This is a genomic window from Methanolobus profundi (assembly GCF_900114835.1).
Classification (GTDB): domain Archaea; phylum Halobacteriota; class Methanosarcinia; order Methanosarcinales; family Methanosarcinaceae; genus Methanolobus; species Methanolobus profundi.
Map to the genome: position 1 here is coordinate 758,349 of NZ_FOUJ01000001.1, position 18,534 is coordinate 776,882.

Annotated in this window: 16 protein-coding genes; 9 read left to right on the forward strand and 7 right to left on the reverse strand. The window is 41.3% G+C overall.

The features are described 5' to 3' along the window. Positions 1 to 290: 290 nt before the first annotated feature. From BM008_RS03535 to BM008_RS03550, 4 genes are all read left to right on the forward strand, one after another. Positions 291 to 3,383 (forward strand): PAS domain S-box protein, encoded by a 3,093-nt coding sequence (locus BM008_RS03535; protein ID WP_091933247.1) that lies wholly within the window; start codon positions 291 to 293, stop codon positions 3,381 to 3,383. Positions 3,384 to 4,023: 640 nt separating this feature from the next. After that, on the forward strand, positions 4,024 to 4,788 hold the full coding sequence (gene mtaC, locus BM008_RS03540; RefSeq protein ID WP_091933249.1) for a methanol--corrinoid protein MtaC: 765 nt from the start codon (positions 4,024 to 4,026) through the stop codon (positions 4,786 to 4,788). Between the two features lie 11 nt (positions 4,789 to 4,799). After that, positions 4,800 to 6,179, forward strand: coding sequence for a methanol--corrinoid protein co-methyltransferase MtaB (gene mtaB / locus BM008_RS03545; protein WP_091933252.1), 1,380 nt, complete (start codon positions 4,800 to 4,802; stop codon positions 6,177 to 6,179). A gap of 411 nt (positions 6,180 to 6,590) precedes the next feature. Beyond that, positions 6,591 to 7,667 (forward strand): PKD domain-containing protein, encoded by a 1,077-nt coding sequence (locus tag BM008_RS03550; protein ID WP_091933255.1) that lies wholly within the window; start codon positions 6,591 to 6,593, stop codon positions 7,665 to 7,667. A 36-nt stretch (positions 7,668 to 7,703) separates the two neighbouring features. On the opposite strand, the gene BM008_RS03555 is transcribed toward BM008_RS03550, so the two are convergent. Beyond that, positions 7,704 to 8,741, reverse strand: coding sequence for a hypothetical protein (locus BM008_RS03555; protein ID WP_091933257.1), 1,038 nt, complete (start codon positions 8,739 to 8,741; stop codon positions 7,704 to 7,706). A 211-nt stretch (positions 8,742 to 8,952) separates the two neighbouring features. On the opposite strand from BM008_RS03555, the gene BM008_RS03560 reads away from it, so the two are divergent. Further along, a complete protein-coding gene (locus BM008_RS03560) occupies positions 8,953 to 9,708 on the forward strand; it encodes an SAM-dependent methyltransferase (protein ID WP_091933260.1) in 756 nt (251 codons plus the stop codon). A gap of 16 nt (positions 9,709 to 9,724) precedes the next feature. On the opposite strand, the gene BM008_RS03565 is transcribed toward BM008_RS03560, so the two are convergent. Together BM008_RS03565 and BM008_RS03570 are read right to left on the reverse strand one after the other, a co-directional pair. Continuing rightward, positions 9,725 to 10,213: a type IV pilin domain-containing protein gene (locus tag BM008_RS03565; RefSeq protein WP_091933263.1), complete on the reverse strand. Its 489-nt coding sequence runs from the start codon at positions 10,211 to 10,213 to the stop codon at positions 9,725 to 9,727. A gap of 187 nt (positions 10,214 to 10,400) precedes the next feature. Then, the gene (locus BM008_RS03570) at positions 10,401 to 10,724 is read right to left on the reverse strand and encodes a Rieske (2Fe-2S) protein (RefSeq protein ID WP_091933266.1); all 324 of its coding nucleotides are present in this window, start codon (positions 10,722 to 10,724) and stop codon (positions 10,401 to 10,403) included. Between the two features lie 545 nt (positions 10,725 to 11,269). Between BM008_RS03570 and BM008_RS03575 the strand changes: the two genes are divergently transcribed. Together BM008_RS03575 and eif1A are read left to right on the forward strand one after the other, a co-directional pair. Then, on the forward strand, positions 11,270 to 12,562 hold the full coding sequence (locus BM008_RS03575) for a DEAD/DEAH box helicase (protein ID WP_091933269.1): 1,293 nt from the start codon (positions 11,270 to 11,272) through the stop codon (positions 12,560 to 12,562). A gap of 283 nt (positions 12,563 to 12,845) precedes the next feature. Beyond that, positions 12,846 to 13,181 carry a translation initiation factor eIF-1A gene (eif1A, locus tag BM008_RS03580; protein WP_091933271.1) on the forward strand — a complete coding sequence of 112 codons (336 nt, stop codon included), beginning with the start codon at positions 12,846 to 12,848 and terminating at the stop codon, positions 13,179 to 13,181. Between the two features lie 252 nt (positions 13,182 to 13,433). Here the strand turns inward: eif1A and BM008_RS03585 are convergent, their stop codons facing one another. From BM008_RS03585 to hgcA, 3 genes are all read right to left on the reverse strand, one after another. After that, positions 13,434 to 13,640 (reverse strand): TRAM domain-containing RNA chaperone, encoded by a 207-nt coding sequence (locus BM008_RS03585; RefSeq protein WP_091933273.1) that lies wholly within the window; start codon positions 13,638 to 13,640, stop codon positions 13,434 to 13,436. Positions 13,641 to 13,874: 234 nt separating this feature from the next. Then, positions 13,875 to 14,168 (reverse strand): mercury methylation ferredoxin HgcB, encoded by a 294-nt coding sequence (hgcB, locus tag BM008_RS03590; RefSeq protein WP_091933276.1) that lies wholly within the window; start codon positions 14,166 to 14,168, stop codon positions 13,875 to 13,877. Next, positions 14,168 to 15,244 (reverse strand): mercury methylation corrinoid protein HgcA, encoded by a 1,077-nt coding sequence (hgcA, locus tag BM008_RS03595; RefSeq protein WP_245747851.1) that lies wholly within the window; start codon positions 15,242 to 15,244, stop codon positions 14,168 to 14,170. Before hgcA ends, hgcB begins: the two co-directional genes overlap by 1 nt. A gap of 297 nt (positions 15,245 to 15,541) precedes the next feature. Here hgcA and BM008_RS03600 point away from each other — a divergent pair, with 297 nt between their 5' ends. Together BM008_RS03600 and BM008_RS03605 are read left to right on the forward strand one after the other, a co-directional pair. Continuing rightward, positions 15,542 to 16,726 carry a WD40 repeat domain-containing protein gene (locus tag BM008_RS03600; RefSeq protein ID WP_143072263.1) on the forward strand — a complete coding sequence of 395 codons (1,185 nt, stop codon included), beginning with the start codon at positions 15,542 to 15,544 and terminating at the stop codon, positions 16,724 to 16,726. A gap of 8 nt (positions 16,727 to 16,734) precedes the next feature. Then, positions 16,735 to 17,919 carry a WD40 repeat domain-containing protein gene (locus BM008_RS03605; RefSeq protein WP_143072264.1) on the forward strand — a complete coding sequence of 395 codons (1,185 nt, stop codon included), beginning with the start codon at positions 16,735 to 16,737 and terminating at the stop codon, positions 17,917 to 17,919. A 285-nt stretch (positions 17,920 to 18,204) separates the two neighbouring features. Here BM008_RS03605 and BM008_RS03610 read toward each other — a convergent pair whose 3' ends face one another. Further along, complete coding sequence (locus BM008_RS03610) at positions 18,205 to 18,486, reverse strand: hypothetical protein (protein ID WP_091933284.1); 282 nt, start codon at positions 18,484 to 18,486, stop codon at positions 18,205 to 18,207. Positions 18,487 to 18,534: the final 48 nt, after the last annotated feature.

Here is an 18,534-nt window from a genome sequence, read left to right on the forward strand (position 1 = left end):
ATCCAAACACGGATCCCTCTTTGTGTAGATTGGATTGAAGGAAGTACAATATTCAGATGAGAGCCAAATAATTGTTGAACCTTTCATGTATTTAATATCTCCTTTTTTGTCAGATAAAAAAGAATGTAAGAGATTGGTTTTCGACAAGATAACTAATAGTTACTAATATTAAACTAATGAATATTGCTAATTTGATATCATCTGTGATGTCGTAAGGGCACATTTACCATAATAAGGGGGTTCATATCATAAATTCTGAAGATCAGGTAGAAAAAGGAACCGCATCCTGTATGGGGGGCGCAGGATCTTCAGATGAAGTAGCAGAATTCTCTTTCCTCTGGAGGGGTGATGACAGGGGATCGGTACTTTCAGTTTCAGATAATATATCACTTTTGGGATACAGCTCTGATGATCTTATCTCAGGAAAAGCTAGTTTTTCAGATATCATACATCCGTCAGATGTCAATGAGCTGCAAGGAAAATTCTCAGAGTTCTGCGACCAGGAAGCTGTTACTTTCTTCAAGGCAGAATACAGGATAAGTTCTGTTGATGGCGGGGTATGTGATGTTATAGAAAGGACATTCAAAGTCCAACAGGATGATGGCACGCTTTTTCATGGGATCCTTTCCATAAAAGGAAGTTTTGATAATGATGCAGGCTCAGATGCTGAAAAGATCTATTGCAAGAATATAGTTGACAGCATACAGAACCCTCTTCTTATACTTGACAGCACGTTCCATGTATTTTCTGCGAACGAATATTTCTATGAGCTCTTCAGGCTGACCCCTGAGAATACGGAAGGAAAGTACTTCTTAAGCTTCAACAAAGATAATAAGGAAGAATTGACCTCATTTCTGGAACAGGGACTTGAAGAGGATTATTTCTTCGAGCATCTGGAAGTTAATTGCGATATAGAAGGTCTTGGCGTCAGGACAATGCGTCTTACAGCCAGGCATCTTGATATCGGGATAGATTCTGAGAAACGTATACTTCTTTTAATTGAGGATATAACATCCGGGAAAAAGGCCGAAGCTGACCTCCGGGCCTCAGAAGAGAAGTATTCCACCCTTGTGGAGAAAGGAAATGATGGTATACTTATCGTTCAGGATGGGAAACTGAGCTTTACAAACTCGAAATTCTCTCAGATGACAGGTTTTGGAGTTGGTGATCTTATTGGAACTGAGCTGTTCGCAACTGTTCCTTTTGAGTACTACAGGATGATATCCAAGAGGCTGAAGAAGGTCTTGAAGAATAAGCAGGCTATCAAAAGAAATGATGAGGTAGAGTTCCTGAAAGAGGACGGGAGCACATTTTCTGCTGAGATCAGTCTTTCATACCTGCTTTATGAGCACCAGCCCTCTGTTATGATGACTGTCAGGGATATATCTGAGAGAAAGAAAGCTGAAGCAGAGCTCAAAGCATCCGAAGAGAAGTATTCTACACTTGTCGAAAAGGGTAATGATGGTATAATCATATTACAGGATGATGTATTCAAATTCATAAATTCTAAATTCTCCGAGCTGACAGGTTACTCCAGAGAGGAACTCTTTGAAAAGGAATTCCTCGATCATGTGCCTGTAGACTACCGGCGTATGGTTGGAAAACGCGTAAAGAAGGTTCTCAGGGACGGGCACAGTATCCGCAGGAATGATGAGATCGAGTTCCTGAAAAAGGATGGGGAAGTGTTCCCTGCTGAAATGAGTCTTTCTTTCATTCTGCACGAGGAAAAGCCCTCTGTTATGATGGCTGTCAGGGATATCTCCGAAAGGAAGCAGGCTGAAGCAGAGCTCAAAGCTTCGGAAAAGAAATATTCCACACTTGTTGAAGAAGGCAATGATGGTATAATCGTAGTGCAGGATGGAATGCTGGTATTTGCCAATATGATGTTCTGCGAGATCACTGGATTTTCAAAGGCAGAGGTAATTCACAGGCCATTCGAGGATTTCCTTCCACTTGAGTATAAACGTATGGTATTGACCAAATTCAGGAACAGCCTTGAAAAGAACAGGAAGGCTTCCCTTAAATATGAGATCGAGCTGCTATCTAAAGATGGACCTAACACTCCTACCGGGATCAACTCATCTATAATCGATCATGAGGGCAGACCTGCAATAATGGCGATCATAAGGGACATCACTGATCAGAAGCAAAAGGAAAAAGAACTGCTTGAGCTGATCGAAGTACAAAAGGTCCTGGAAACAGTTATCAAGAGCAGTCCTGCGGTCGTCTTCTTCTGGAAACCGGAAGAGGACTGGAGGGTGGAGTTCGTTTCTGAGAACATATCTCAGTTCGGTTATGAGGCTGATGCGCTCATGTCCGGTAAGGTCCTTTATGGTGATATCATCCATCCATCTGATGTTGAAAGGCTCACTATGGAGTATGATATATTCTCAGGTGAGGATAATCTATCCTTTGAGTATCGTATACTCACAAAGGCAGGTGAGGTCAGGTGGGTAGACGAGAGGTCTGTCATAAAGCGTGACCCCGAGGGTAATGTGCAATATATCCAGGGTATCATTGTTGATATCACCGAACGTAAGAACGTGAAGAGTTTCATGCAGATCGGCTCGGATATGGGTATGCTCTTTAGTCCGCTGGGTGATGTTGGCGATATGTTCTCCCAGCTTGTGGAATTCACTACCCAGATGGATGATCTTGATTGCGGTGCACTCTATCTTGTAGATGGGGTTAGTGGGGATATGAACATAGTAGCTCATTCCGGGCTTTCCTCTGATTTTATTAAAAGTGCAAGGTATTATGGTGGCAAGTCCATCAATGCCCGTCTTCTAAAAACAGAATATCCGCTGTACACACGATACTATGAGCTTACTTCCATGGTCCCGGGTGAAAAGCTAAGTTTTGAAGGTCTTGAAGCTACTGCGCTTATTCCTATTAGATATGGCATGGAACTTGTAGCTATATTGATGTTATCATCCCATAGCGCTTATGCTGTTCCTTTCGAAGTAAGGGATTCCCTTGAGGCTATAGCTTCCCAGATAGGTCCGGTCATCGGCCGTATGCGTGAACAGGCGGATGTCCAGAAGAATATCAGGAACCTGCAGGTGATCTTTAGTTCAATGGAAGAGATGGTCTTTATGCTGGACAGCGATGGTTGCATACTTTATGCTAATCCATATTCATGTAGCAGGCTTGGTTACCTGGAAAATGATCTGATGGGTATGAACCTTATCAATCTATATCCTCAGAAGATGCTCATTGAGGCGGCCGCCGAGATAAAGGAAATACTGGAGGGCAGGGCACATGTCTGCACCATACCTTTCGAATCTTCTTCTCATGAGGTGTTACCTGTTGAGATGCGTTGTTCCGCGGGGCAACTGGACGGCGAACCAATAACGATATGCGTCAGCAGAGAATTGGTATAATATATCTCTTTTGGTCAGATCATGGCTTTTTTTGAGAATTCTGTTCTTGTGTTTTTGATTTATTTATAACTACAATATTATATTTACTTACATTTTCATTTTTATTCATAATACGTACCTATATCATGATTTTAGTTATTACTCTATGAATTTACTAATTGTCAATCCTAAAATCCGGAATATGGTTATATTTAAAGATTATGGTTATTTTTTCAGTAACTCTTAATCATTAATTTGATTATTATTATTTTCGATATCAATAGGAGTGTTTTTTATGATATTTTGTATTGTTATTTATAATATCTATTTCTAAGTGTACATCTATTTTTATAGGTGTATTTCTCATATTCTTTTTATTCATTATATAATAAGATTTGCCTATATTTTGTAGCTGCTGCATTACACAAATGCACAGTTAATTTAAAAACACTATCTATTAAGCATATAGTTTGTTATTATTATAATGTTTTAATTAAATCTAAATCGATATCTTTTTATATGTGTATCTTATCAAGATAACATTTATATATCATGAAAAAAGTGGATATTTTGAGGTTCAAAAGAACCTTTTTGTGTAGATTGGATTGAGCTTGACCCAAGCTCAACTAGCTAACCTATCCAAAATTGAAGGAGGTATAGAATGTTAATAGTAGACAAAGAAGGTATCCTTATCAGATACAACGTTAAGATGGAAAAATCAATGACCCCTGAAGAGGCGGCAGCAGAACTCTATCCAAAAGAGGAGTTATACAAGCCAATCGCAGAAGCGATCTTTGAGGGTGAAGAAGATGATGTAATAGAAGGTCTCGAAGCAGCAATCGCAGCAGGCAAGGACCCGATCGCACTCATCGACGATGCACTTATGGTAGGTATGAAGGTAGTAACCGACCTTTACGACCAGGGTGTAATCTTCCTTCCAAACGTAATGATGTCCGCAGATGCAATGCTCGACGGTATCGAGTTCTGTAAGAGCCAGTCCACAGAGACCCCAGTCCAGAAGGGCAAGGTCGTCTGTATGGTCGCAGAAGGTGACGTACACGACATCGGTAAGTCAATCGTAGCAGCTCTCCTCAGGGCAAACGGCTATGAAGTTATCGACCTCGGAAGAGATGTACCATCAGCAGAAGCACTCGCAGCTGTAAAAGAGCACGAGCCACTCATGATGACCGGAACTGCACTCATGACAACAACCATGTACGCATTCAAGGAAGTCAACGACCTTCTCGTCGAGAGCGGAATCACAATGCCATTCGCATGTGGTGGCGGAGCAGTAAACCAGGACTTCGTATCAACCTACTCACTCGGTGTATACGGAGAAGAAGCAGCAGACGCACCAAAGATGGCTGACGCTATCCTTGCAGGCGCAGACATTGCAGCACTGAGAGCAAAATTCCACAACCACTAAGGTGATCACAAATGGCAATTAAAAGATTTACATCAATGGCATACTCCGAAGCAGATGAGATGGTCTTCGGTAACGCAAAATTACCTGTGAAAGCAGGTCTTGACCTCGAGATCGGAGCAGGATACACAACTGCAGAAGTAAACTACGCACCAAGGCCAGAAGCTGGTGAGTCTATGGAGAAGCTCGTAAACGAGTACCAGAGAATCACAAAAGATATCATGGCTAGAATGGTCCAGGTAGGTTTCCCATCCGTAGTACTTGAGACAGAACACGTACAGCAGATGACCAACAACCCATCATGGGGAGCAGCTGTAGCACACGCACAGAAGACCATCATGGAAGAGTACCATGAAGAATATGGAATCAAATGTGCACTGAGACACACCCCTGGTGACATCAGAGAGCACAAAGAGTTCATGCAGCTCAGAGGCGACAAGATGGCAGTGGTCATGGAGTCCTTCGAACAGATCGCAGAAAGCGGCGCAGACCTTCTCTCCATCGAATCAATGGGTGGAAAGGAAATCTTCGACTACGCAGTACTCAGGAACGATGTTCCAGGTATGCTCTACGCAATCGGCTGTCTTGGTACCATGGACATGGACTACCTCTGGCAGGAGATCTCAAGCGTAGCACAGAAGAAGGGCGTTGTCTCCGCTGGTGACACCGACTGTGCACAGGCAAACACCGCAATGTTCATTGCAGGTGGTCTCCTCGACAAGAACCTTGCACACACACTTGCGATCCTCGCAAGAGCAATCTCCGCTCCAAGATCACTCGCAGCATACGAAGCTGGCGCAGTAGGTCCAGGAAAGGACTGTGGATACGAGAACATCATCGTAAAGGCAATCTCCGGTATGCCAATGTCCTTTGAAGGTAAGACTTCAACCTGTGCACACTCTGATGTAATGGGTAACCTTATCATGCAGTGCTGTGACCTTTGGTCAAACGAGTCTGTTGAATACCACGGTGAATTTGGTGGTACAACAGTACAGTGCTGGTCAGAGTCCCTCAACTACGACTGTGCTCTTATGAACACAGCTCTTAAGTCAGGAAACGAGAAGATCCTCAGAGACCTCCTCATGGCTTCCGACAGATTCAGAGACCCACAGTCCTATGTACTTGCATACGACAACGCATACGCAGTCGGTGAAGCAATCGTTAAGGACGGAGAAGACATCTTCCTCCGTGCAAAGAACGCTGCAATAGCATGCTGTGACACACTCAACAACGCAGACGGTCTTGAGATGACAAAGTTCGAACTCGGTGCACTCGCAAAGGCAACCGCAGAACTCGACGCAATCACCTCAGAATCCGAAACATTCATGAGCGAATGCATGGAGCGCTTCTCAAAGGAAGTCCCAGTATTCAAGCCAGAGAACTACGCTCTCTAAATGTAGTATTAAGAAGTTTTCTTTACGAAAACTTCTTTCCTTTATTTATTCACATCACAATTATCAATTCAAAATTAACTCCACAATAAAATTCATAGGCTTTACAGAAAAAAACGGGGTCACAACGCCATCAATTCTACCTCCAACTCCACAACCTTCATTTTTATGGCATGTGCACACACACTTCCCCTGTAAAGCCTTTGAAATCTTCATTCTTCTGCATTTTCTGTTCTTGATTATTATCTGAAAAGATATTTTTTCATCTTTTATGATCTTAAATAGTTCACTTACTGGCTTCTATTAGTAAGTTCCATTTTATGTACACATTTCCTGATCTTATGTACATATTCTCCGGTTCCATACTCATTACTATGATATGCATATACAAGCATCTTCAGTCATGGTGCCTTTATGAATATTAAAAAACGATCTAATTTATTCTTCATTTTCACTTTCATAACTTTAATTGCTGTTCTGGTCTTAGCCGGGAACACAAGTTCGGAACAGCTTGATGTAAGCGAGATAACAGTGGTCCCATCTTCTTACCAGGTAGAGCCCGGAAGCACTTTTACTGTGGCTGTTGATCTTTATCCTGCAGTTCCTGTCTCAGGTGTACAGTTCGATATGGGATACACTGACCCTGGTATTTCGGTGACCGGTATCTCAGAAGGAGATATCTTCTCTATTTATGGTTCATCCACGGTCTTTGAACTAAAAAGTGATACACAGAGCAGTACAAGTACAGGAACCATATATTCTGCTATCCTCGATAACAGGTCAGTCTCAGAGTCAGGGAATGTTGCAGTTCTGACCATGATCGCCGGAGATGATATTGGTTATCAGACCTTTGATCTTGATGGTATCATCTTAAGTGATGCTTCTTCCAATCCGGTAAGTTATACTGCGAAAGATGCCGTGATCCTTATAGATTCAACACCTGTACTGGCTGAAACAGGTATAGTGCAGGCAACCGAGAACAAGACGCTTGATCTGACATTGCAGGCAAATGATGCTGATGACGATGTACTTTCTTTCTCCGCAACTTCACTTCCAGATGGTGCATCATTTGATACTTCAACGGGGACTCTTCTGTGGACTCCCGATACCACTCAGGTGGGACAACACTCTCTGGAGGTCACAGTAACAGATGGATATCTTAACGACACTAAGGTTCTGACCATCGACGTATTTCCTTCTGACCTTCCACCAGTTGCCTATACCAATGGTCCCTATGTGGTGAGGGCCGGAAAGAAGTTCAAATTCTCAAGCACAGGTTCCTATGATCCTGATGGAACAATAATGTCATACACCTGGGATCTTGGAGATGGCAGCACTGCTATTGGTCCAGAGCCTTTCCATACATATAGTACAGCAGGTGTGTACACAGTAACGCTCACTGTAATGGACAATGCTGGCAATATCGGTACTGATGTGACAACTGTGACCGTTGAGAATTTCTTCAAGTTCTATCTTGATAAGTTCAAGTAAAAAAGCAATAAAAAAGGATAAAAAGTGGCAGGGATGTCATATCTCCTGCCATCCCATTTCTTCCAGCATCCCTGAATCACGCTGTTCTATTTTCAGGGTATACTGGCATTTCCCATCTTCCAGTTCTACAGAACTGAATTCAGTTATCTCTATTTCATATACTGTACTGAAGTATGTGGTCACCAACTCTTCTTCTGTAGGTTCTTTAAGGAATCTTACATCTCCTTCTGCATACCAGTAATGCCAGGGTGTACTATCACAATCCATTTCCCATGACTGCATCTCGATTATCTCGTCCAGCATTCTCTGGGTCATTTCATCCCACTCTTCATCTATTATTGCTGAAAGGACCTCACCTTTGTACAGATCGATCACTATAATATGGTCTGTAAGGACTTCGGTTACCATCTGGTCAGACCTGTTACCAAAACCGCCATGTGTGCTGATGAACGAATATGTCAGTGTTTGTTCATTGGGGTTATCTTCATTGAACTGGTATTCCTGTAATTCTATGTCAGAACCATCGAAACTGTATGTTGGTGAATTACTGATCCATTCCTCAGCTATCTCTTTAGCTTTATCCTCAGGGATCGTCATGGCATAGGTGCGTAGTTCCAGCAATGCTTCATCTATCTCTGCAAGTTCATCAGGCATGTAGAACTGTGCATACGGATCTACCTTTACGGTCTTTGTTGTTCCATCGCGGGTAATGGCTATCTCAACTATCCCTGTGTCAGCGACCATTGGTTGCCCATCTTCGGGTTCATAGAGCTCGTCCATTTCCATAAAGGCATTTTCTTCAAAGAGTGCAATAAGTTCGTTCCTTGCTGTCTCATCGATAGGTCTTGTGTATCTTGCTGTCAGGTTCCCTGCATAGTTATAGTAACTGAGGTTCACTGATGTGGAATTAACAACCAATTCACTTACTGCCATTTCAGGTAATGTGAACGCACCGTATCTGAGGTGAGTGATCACCACATCATCAGGAATATCTGTATTAGTGTTTTGTTCTTCTGTGCATCCTGCACTGAGGATAGTAAGTATCAGAAGAGTTATCATTATCGTTCTTTTCATAAAGGACCACCCAACAATTAATTCGTTCCAGGTCATTTGTATCTTTGCCATCTTTCTGGTAGCTATCTCATACCAATATCAGTTAACTTATTAAGGAATTTCTTAAGCTTCAGATCGATCCGTAGTTATTATCGGGAGCTATGTAGCTATTAGTTGTAATTTATTTTTGATTGCTCGAAAGTGTTTTATTCTTGTCTGGAATGGCTTGTTTATGGAAGGTTCAGCGATATTTGAGATATTTGAAGGTTTACCAAGGCAGGGGCCAGGTAGCAATGAAAGTACGGAAAGAGCTTTCAGGCTGATACCTTCTGTTCCTCCGGGTGCCAGGATACTGGATATCGGCTGTGGTGTGGGGATGCAGACAATTCACCTTGCAGAACTATGCAGGACATGCAATATCATTGCTGTTGATATCTATCAGCCATATCTTGATGTTCTTATGGAAAATGCAACTAAGAAAGGCGTTGCAGATAGGATCACTACGGTCTGTACATCCATGGATGATCTGCATTTTGACCAGGAAGAATTTGATATTATCTGGGCAGAGGGGTCCATTTTTGTCATTGGGTTCGAAAAGGGACTTGAATACTGGAAGCAGTTCCTTAAGAATGATGGTTATATGGCACTGACCGAGGCTGCATGGTTTACCGATTCCCCCTCGGATGAAGTAGTGCATTTCTGGGATCTCTGTTATCCTGATATAAAGAGCATCCCTGATACTGAAAAGGTCATAAGGGCAGCAGGGTATAATGTTATTGACAGGTTCAGGCTACATGCTTCTGAATGGGAAAATGATTTTTATCTTCCTTTGGAGAAAAGGCTTGATTCAATAGGGAGGAATCTCAAAGGCAACAGTGAAGGTGAGTCTATTATTGAGTTCACAAGAAAGGAAATAGCAATATTCAGGAAGCATCCTGATGAGTATGGTTATGTGTTCTTCGTAATGCAGAAGAACACAGATAAATGAACCATATGTTCGTTGTCTAGAACCTGGCGCTGATATCGGCTATCATCTGCTGGCTGTTGACATCGAGGATATTGATGTCCAGTGTTTCACCACTCTGTGCGATATCAATGTGGTCCGCATCTGGAAGAGTATTGTTACCGATGCATACTTTGCCACCTGCCATATACAGGTAGAGTGAATCTCCTGTGACAAATTTCCTGTCAGCTTCAGTGGCCAGTTTTGAAAAGGATACAACACCATCGATGCTTGAATTTCCGGAAACAAGTATCTTTGTTCTTGCTTCGGTGAGTGCTAGCTCCTCACCTCCTTGATGTATGAGTTCGATGACGGTATCTGAGCCTATATTATCAGTAACTGCTCTGATGTCCGCCTGCGGAGCACTTCTTAATGGGTCTGGTCCGATAGCTGAAATTATAACTGCTGCAAAGATAACAGCTACGGCTACCATCATGATAGTTCCTATAACAGGAGATAATGCTTTTGAATTTTTAAAATATCCAACCAATTGTCCACCTCTAAGTCTTATAGGTATGCAAAGCAGTAGCTGCTTAGTGCATCTATAGAGTATAAATGTCTTTAAGCAGTGCTAATATAAAAATATGGTTATATTTATGTGTGATATTGCATAGCTATAACTATTCTCATAAAAAAATGAGGCTACAAAGGTGCAATTGACCTATGATCTTAGGCTCTCATACAAGTATCTCGATGTTTCCACCTTCGACCCTTGTCTCGAAGGTGTCTACCTTTGGGTCATCTATGTCTATGTATTCACCGGTATCTACATTCTCTCCGGTTCGAATGTCAAATCCCCAGTTATGGCATGCACATTTGAGTGTATACTCTTCAAGTGTCCCGTTCTTTAGAGGACATCCCTCATGAGGACATTCGTTCAGAAGTGCAAAGATCTCATTAGCTTTTTTGATAATAGCTATCTGTTTGTTCTCTGCTTTAATGACCTTGATCTTTTCTTCCTTCAAGTCCTCTTCTTTCATTGCAACTACCCACTCTGACATAATATTGTTCTCCCATGTTGTTTGATAATTATACAGCTTGAGGGGTTCATATCTGTACTATAAATTGAATTACACTATATTCCCCATTGATCCACTGTTCTACTTTTATATATAAATTAGCATTTGATCGACCAGTGCATTCCCGAGTCATGGGTCATTTCGGGATAATGCAGATATTTGATACCTGCATTGGGATCAGCAAAGAAAGATAACTGTTATTTGATCAATGTTTTACACATTTGATCCGCTGGAGGTCTTAAAGGTTTCTATACAGTTCGTTGATATTATTGAATATTAGTGCTTGTGCAGAAAGATAGTGAAGATATCGGGTTCAATTGCTCGGAAATGATGTTTGGTTCAAGTTATCACCGACAGGCTTAACTTCATTGTTGTCATTACTATAGCACTGCTCTTTTTTGTTTTGTTTTACCAAAACAATTTGGAACATTTATCCTTAAACAGGGCCAAATTGGAAACAGATATTGATGATGTTATTTCATCCTATGTTTTAAATTCAGGGCCACATAATCACAGGAACTATTAATATGGAATCATCAACTTTCGAAGACCTTCAATTATCAAGTAATATAGAAAAAGCAATAGTGGATCTTGGTTTTGAGGAACCTACCCCTATTCAGTCCAAGGCCATCCCTTTTATTCTTGAAGGCAGGGATGTTATCGGACAGGCCCAAACGGGTACAGGCAAAACTGCAGCATTTGGTATACCAGCTCTTGAAATGATCAATGCAAGGAGCAAGAAGACCCAGGTGCTTGTGCTTTGTCCTACAAGAGAACTTGCTAACCAGGTTGCAGATGAGATGGGCAAACTTGGTAAGTACACAGGAGCTAATATTCTGCCTGTCTATGGCGGTCAGAGTATTGAAAGGCAGATAAAGGCTCTCAGAAGGGGTGTTCAGATAGTTATTGGAACTCCTGGAAGAGTGCTCGATCACATTGAACGTAAAACACTGAAACTGGACAGTCTCGAAATGGTCGTTCTCGATGAGGCTGATGAGATGCTGGATATGGGATTCAGAGAGGATATCGAAAGTATCCTTAGCAGTGTCCCGGAACAAAGGCAGACCATTCTCTTCTCTGCTACAATGCCAAAGCCAATAATGAAGCTTACAAAGAGGTATCAGCAAAATCCGGAACTTGTTAAGACCATTCATAAGGTAGTCACAGTTCCAAATATGGAACAGGCTTATTTCGAGGTCAAATTCCATATGAAGCCTGATGTTCTTTGCAGGATGATCGATATCCATGATGTGAAGTCATCCCTTGTATTCTGTAATACAAAGAAGATGGTGGATGAGCTTGTTGCTACCCTTAAGACAAGGGGTTACCTTGCAGATGGTCTTCATGGCGACATGAAACAGAACCAGAGAGAGAAGGTAATGGCAAGTTTCAGGAAAGGAGAGATCGAGACACTTGTAGCTACTGATGTAGCAGCTCGTGGTATCGATGTGGAGAACATTGAAGTTGTATTCAATTTCGATATGCCACAGGATGAGGAATCATACGTTCACAGGATCGGAAGGACCGGACGTGCAGGAAGGCAGGGAATAGCATTTACCTTTGTTACTCCAAAAGAGATCTACAAGATCAAGAGCATCCAGAAGTACACCAAGACAAAGATCACATGTCGTAAGATACCAACCAGAAGTGATGCTGAGGACTTCAAGGCTAATATGCTTTCCAAGAAGGTAAAGGAAACCATCGATGATGGACACCTTGGAAAGTACATCCACTGGGTTGAGAAGATGCTTGATGAGGATTGCACATCAATGGATGTTGCTGCAGGTCTTGTCAAGATAATGCTCTCTGATAACAAGTAATGATACTATTTTGAGTAATTTTCGGGAAATATGTCGGATCTATCCGCTATTTCCCGAAAACATACGATACATATTATATACTTTGAGCCTATCATATAGATTAGGATCAATGCCCATGCAGATGCTGTAAAACTTGATTTTTCAGTAATTTAACATGGTATGATCTTGTTTTATCTGAATAGGATGTTCTAGTGTTGTGATGACCGATCAGCAACAGCACCTATTAATGTCCTTTTTCTTGAATAAAGCAGGAATAAAAACTTTACAACGCTGAGGTATTAATCTGGCTAATTATAGAAGTAAGAAACGAAAGAGTAATGCAAGTGGTGGAAGCCCTGATGGCGAGGTCGTCAGAGTAAGGACACCCAGAAAAGAAAATGGTGAAGTTCTGGCAACAGTTTCCAGCTTGCTTGGAGCTAACAGGGTAAGATTACAGTGCATGGACGGTGTAGTCCGCATGGGTCGTATCCCAGGTTCCAAGAAGAAGAGAATGTGGGTACGTGAAGGTGACATTGTTATTGCTACTCCCTGGGAGATCCAGGATGAAAAGGCCGATGTTATATGGAAGTACACCCGTCCACAGGTCAACTGGCTGGAAAGAAAGGGCTTCCTTAAGTAAGATGAGATGAATTCTATTCATCTTTTCTAAAATTACTATTCTGTTGTCATTAATAATTTTATTTAGAATTTCCTAATTGGGCTTATCTTATTCAGGCTCTGTTCTCCAGTTGTCATCATCCCTGACCGAAGGTCATAGATACAGATATTGAAAAGATATATCGATAAAGAATAGTTGTTAGTAGAATGAAAATTTTAGAATGAAAAAAGGTTGAAGTATCTGTTGGATACTTCTGTTGAAAGAGTGAAGTAATTATTCTGCAACTTCGCCAAATGCGAACTTTCTCAGAACTTTTGTTACCTTGATGGTTACTTCGTCGCCTACGGATGTTCCTGGGACAAAGATCACGAAACCGCTTACTCTTGCAATTCCGTCGCCTTCTCTTGCGATATCTTCAATTGTTACTTCGTATGTCTCGCCGGCATCTACTGGCGCTGTTGATTCTTCTCTGTTGAACATATAGATTCACGTCCTTTTTTAAATATAGCCTAAAATATCCGAGTAAGCTGAAAACATAATGCAAAATAGTAATCTACAATTTAAGTAAATGCCATTTAATGCCATACGTTTAGCAAAACAATCCTATTTTAAAGCAAACCCTAATATGGATTATTTGTATAAAAGCATTGTGCATGATGCTGGTTCCATTGCTCACGAATCTGTTCTGATATTCCCGGTTGCTTTATATACTCTTTAGCAACAGCCATCATCACCACAGCAGCATGCATCACTGTCCATATCTTTGCCCTTGAGTGCTGCATTTATCATTGCCCAGGCACAGCCAACACCACTCTGTACCTCGATGGCCTCTACAGGACAATTTCCGGCACAAGCTCCGCATTCCATACACTTTTCAGGACTTGTGAGCTCTACATGACCTTTTCCTTCAGTGAAGACTCCATGTGGGCATACCTGAGTACATATAAGGCAGTTGATGCATTTTTCAGGATGGAATTGAAGGGTATTCTCATTGTATGAATTGAACATCAGATAATCTCCATTAAACGGCTTGCTCCAAGGACAATAAGGCAGATTATTCCGGTACCTGCTTTTAGTGCTATGTACGGTACATATTTGAATATCTCTTTCTTGACCCCGGTCCTGGATGTATAGGTAGTACAACCTGTGAAGTTCAGTGCAAGGAATCCTGTCACTGCAGGAATTAGAAGGAACATTGCCATCAATGTAAGTATCTTCTCCCAGAGTACTATGGAGGGGTCAGCTGCAAGTACAATTCCGAAAGGTATCGTTACCAGCCAGCCAAGGATGATCCCTTTGATACTGAGATCATGGGCAGGCAGGAAAGGAAGCAGGACCGGGAAAAGTACCGTTCCTGCAACTGCGGCGATGACTGCGATGAGCGCTGCAAGAGGACCTGATAACATGTAGAGCAAGATCGCAGCGATGATCGTTGGTTTAACCACGTGGACAAATTCTATTGGTGTCAGTACCAGCCTGTCCTTGAATGTGAACTTCACCTTTCTCATTTCAGGTGTGGCAGTATGGGTTTTGAGATACTCAGGAAGGTCACTGGCACGTACAGGTCCGTATTCGACTTTAAATCCTGACCTTTTACTGATCTCATGTGCAGATACTCCCGGTGCACCGAGCTGTGGCAGAATGAGTTTACGATGGTTCACGATCTTAGAAAGTCCTGACCATTTGATACGATATACTATCTCATCAGTTCCAAATGTCCCTTTTCCGGCAGCACACCAGACGTTTATACCTTTTGTATCTATAACAAGGATGTAACAGTCGATACCTGCAAGTGAACTGCGAAGTGCATCAAAACTGAGGGTGTAATTAGCTGATACAAAGACAGGAGAATCTGCATCAGGCGTTCCTAATTTATAGATGCCAGGTTGGACTATGTGTTCTGAACGTCTAAATCCCCATCGTGCAAGGAAATGGTCGAACCTGTCATTGAAGGTGAGATCACTTGTTGTTTCCTGAATTTCCGGTGCAGGGCTGTTTTTATCCAGTCCTATCATCTGGATGAACTGACCTGTGTTCACTTCAGTGTCAGATGAACAGCATCCTCCGTTGTTGTTAGTATCCATGTTCCATTTCCTTTTTTAGTGAAAGCATTTCAAATAGATCTGAACAAATATAGTATGAAAAGAAGTTGCACATATATCTATCTGATAGATGAGAGCAATAGTATTTTTCTATATAGTTTCGAGAAGGAGTTTGTTTTTACCACGTGCCAGTTTTCCCGGAAAACCTCTTAAAGTTCATATCTGGTAACATTTTAAAGCTAGTGAAATATAAACTATTTATTTTTTTTCAAACATAATATTTATCAAGTGGCATGTCTTACATCTGTAAGTATTTAATATTGATGCGAGCTTATCACCATGCCAGAAAAGAAAAAGCCCCTTACAATAGCTCTTTCGTTGTTACTCTTAATGTCCATAGTTCCAGGAGTAATGACAGACGTCTGGGATGTCATCTCTCCTGCAAAATCACTTGACGAGTTTGAACCTTTTAAGACATCACTCGTAACTGGAAGTGGTGTGGAAAATGTAGATATTTCGCCTGATGGCAAATTTGTTGTAAGCAGCACACTTGGAATGGTTAACTTATGGGATGCAGCGGATCTCGACTTACTCTATGGTTATCATGTTATGAATGATGAAAGCGGTGCTACTGTGAAACAACGTGAGCCATATTACAACCTTGTAGATATTGAATTTTCTAAACCTGGAAACTATTATTTAGTAGGCTCCAATAGTGATCATCCACATTATGGAGGAATGGAAGCATCACATCTGACACTCTACAACATGACACATAGCATAGGTGTTGCCAGCAGAACTTTCAGAACCCACCAGATAAACGATACTCTCATAGAGGACACTGCCATTTCCCCGGACGAAACTACCTATGCAGCCTGCACGGAAATGACAACAAACCCTGAGAGTTGCACAATTACATTATGGGATATTGAAACTGGCGAAGTTGCGAATTCAATTACAAGTGACAATTACAAAGCAACCTCGATCACATTCACACCTGATGGAAAATATCTGGTTGCAAGTTTTGACAACAACATTAATCCTGACAGAATAGTTGTTTTTGCTCTGGAAAATGGAGATGTTGTCAGGACGATGGAAGAAAGAGCGGTTACTGACCTCCATTTCTCTGATGATGGAAATATCCTTGCAGCAGGCAGCATCTATCGTAGTGAGGTAATAGTCTGGGATGGGAATTCTTACGAGGAAATGTATCGTTTGAGAGGATTGGAACTTTCGCCTGACAGCACTGCACTTTCGAGAGATGGAAAGTATATCATGGCTATGGACTATTCCAGACTGATCGTATGGGATACCGAATCGAAAAGAAAGATCGTGAGTAGCAGACATCGAAATATTGATTTTGTTGACTCATTCTCATCAGGCACGTTCTCAGATGATGGAAAATATCTTGTAATGGCATTGGTAGTAAAAAGGGGTTCAGAGTATACTAGACAGCCTGATTATAACTCAGGAATGGTCTTTGTTTATGATTTTGAAGAAATACTGGAATCCTATTATGAGTGAGTTTTAACATGCCAGAAAAGAAAAAGCCCCTTACAATAGCTCTTTCGTTGTTACTCTTAATGTCAATAGTTCCAGGAGTAATGACAGATGTCTGGGATCTTGTCTCCCCAGCAAAGTCACTTGACGAGTTTGAGCCCTATAAAACATCCTATGTGGAAGGAAGTGACGTGGAAAATATAGATATCTCCCCAGATGGGAAATTTGTTGTAAGCAGCACACTGGGCACAGTCAACTTCTGGAATATAGTGAGACGCGATGAACGATTTGGATACCATAAACAGAATGATGGGACCAGCGCTACGGTAGAAGATCATGAACCATATTACAACCTTGTAGACATTGAGTTTTCTACACCAGGAAACTATTATTTGGTAGGTTCCAACAGTGATTATCCGTATTATAAAGGAAGAACATCATCACATTTGACACTCTACTATATGACTCACAGCAAAGGTGTAGCCAGTGATTATTTAAGAGGACATGAGATAAACGATACTCTCATAGAGGATACTGCCATTTCCCCGGACGAAACTACCTATGCTGCCTGTACGGAAATGACAGCAAACCCCGAGAGTTGCACAATTACATTATGGGATATTGAAACTGGCAAAGTCGTGAATTCAATTACAAGTGACAATTACAAAGCAACCTCGATCACATTCACACCTGATGGAAAATATCTGGTTGCAAGCTTTGATAACAGTATCAATCCTGACAGAATACTTGTCTTTGATCTAAAAAATGGAGATATTGTCAGGACGATAAAGGAAAGGGCGGTTGCTGACCTCCAGTTCTCAGATGATGGGGAGATTCTTGCAGCAGGTAGTCTTTATCGTAGTGAAGTAATTGTCTGGGATGGGAATTCTTACGAGGAATTGTATCGCTTGAAGGGATTGGAGCTTTCACCTGATAGTACTGCACTTTCACGGGATGGAAAGTATATTATGGCTATGGACTATTCCAGACTGATCGTATGGGATATCGGGTCAAAAAGAAAAATCGTGAGTAGCAGGCATCTAAATATTGATTTTGTTGACTCATTCTCATCATGTACGTTCTCCGATGATGGAAAATATCTTGTAATAGCATTGGTAGTAAAGAGAGGTTCTGAGTATACCGTACAACCTGATTATAACTCTGGAATGGTCTTTGTTTATGATTTTGAGGAGATATTGGAATCCTATTATGAGTGATCTGGAATTAAAGTAAGTGATGTTTTGAAGAATACTATGAACATTCTGGTTTTATCTCTTCATGGAAGTATCCATAAGGAGAAAATATCGGATGCTGGTATTTAAGGAGAAATTCAGATCAGATGGCTATTCTTCTCTAGCTTTTCGTATTGTGCCGGCTTCGCCGGGTACTTAGGTCTGTTAAAGTTGTTCGTAGTCTTCAATAACTCTGTATTAATGGAAGCTATCTTGATTATGGAATATGAGATAAGCTGTTTCAATATCCTTCATATGCACAATTTTCGATCATTTCTTCTCTGTAGATCTTATGGAAACACGGAAGTCCCAGTTCAATTTGTTCTTATTTACGGGTGAAAATCCACATCTTAGCATTGCTTCTTTGAACTGTGGATTTGTGATGAAGAAACCATCTGGTGATTCCTCGAAAAGAAGTTTAAGCGCATAACTGGCATAAGTTTTCTCTTGTGTCCTTTGTGGGAGGATATTTGCCCTGATCCAATCATCAATGGCTTTTTTTTGATCTTCGGGTAATTCGAATTCGTCTGTTTCTTTCTTCTTTTTTGCCATGTTGACCCTGAATGATCTGGAGCTATTTAATTTACTTCATTGTCTGGA

What these genes read in the sequence shown, in the direction of transcription:
- BM008_RS03535 (WP_091933247.1), top strand. Translation starts at nt 291, where the DNA reads ATGGGGGGCGCAGGATCTTCAGATGAAGTAGCAGAATTCTCTTTCCTC.
- mtaC (WP_091933249.1), top strand. Translation starts at nt 4,024, where the DNA reads ATGTTAATAGTAGACAAAGAAGGTATCCTTATCAGATACAACGTTAAG.
- mtaB (WP_091933252.1), top strand. Translation starts at nt 4,800, where the DNA reads ATGGCAATTAAAAGATTTACATCAATGGCATACTCCGAAGCAGATGAG.
- BM008_RS03550 (WP_091933255.1), top strand. Translation starts at nt 6,591, where the DNA reads ATGAATATTAAAAAACGATCTAATTTATTCTTCATTTTCACTTTCATA.
- BM008_RS03555 (WP_091933257.1), bottom strand. Translation starts at nt 8,741, where the DNA reads ATGAAAAGAACGATAATGATAACTCTTCTGATACTTACTATCCTCAGT.
- BM008_RS03560 (WP_091933260.1), top strand. Translation starts at nt 8,953, where the DNA reads ATGGAAGGTTCAGCGATATTTGAGATATTTGAAGGTTTACCAAGGCAG.
- BM008_RS03570 (WP_091933266.1), bottom strand. Translation starts at nt 10,724, where the DNA reads ATGTCAGAGTGGGTAGTTGCAATGAAAGAAGAGGACTTGAAGGAAGAA.
- BM008_RS03575 (WP_091933269.1), top strand. Translation starts at nt 11,270, where the DNA reads ATGGAATCATCAACTTTCGAAGACCTTCAATTATCAAGTAATATAGAA.
- BM008_RS03585 (WP_091933273.1), bottom strand. Translation starts at nt 13,640, where the DNA reads ATGTTCAACAGAGAAGAATCAACAGCGCCAGTAGATGCCGGCGAGACA.
- hgcB (WP_091933276.1), bottom strand. Translation starts at nt 14,168, where the DNA reads ATGTTCAATTCATACAATGAGAATACCCTTCAATTCCATCCTGAAAAA.
- hgcA (WP_245747851.1), bottom strand. Translation starts at nt 15,244, where the DNA reads ATGGATACTAACAACAACGGAGGATGCTGTTCATCTGACACTGAAGTG.
- BM008_RS03600 (WP_143072263.1), top strand. Translation starts at nt 15,542, where the DNA reads ATGCCAGAAAAGAAAAAGCCCCTTACAATAGCTCTTTCGTTGTTACTC.
- BM008_RS03605 (WP_143072264.1), top strand. Translation starts at nt 16,735, where the DNA reads ATGCCAGAAAAGAAAAAGCCCCTTACAATAGCTCTTTCGTTGTTACTC.
- BM008_RS03610 (WP_091933284.1), bottom strand. Translation starts at nt 18,486, where the DNA reads ATGGCAAAAAAGAAGAAAGAAACAGACGAATTCGAATTACCCGAAGAT.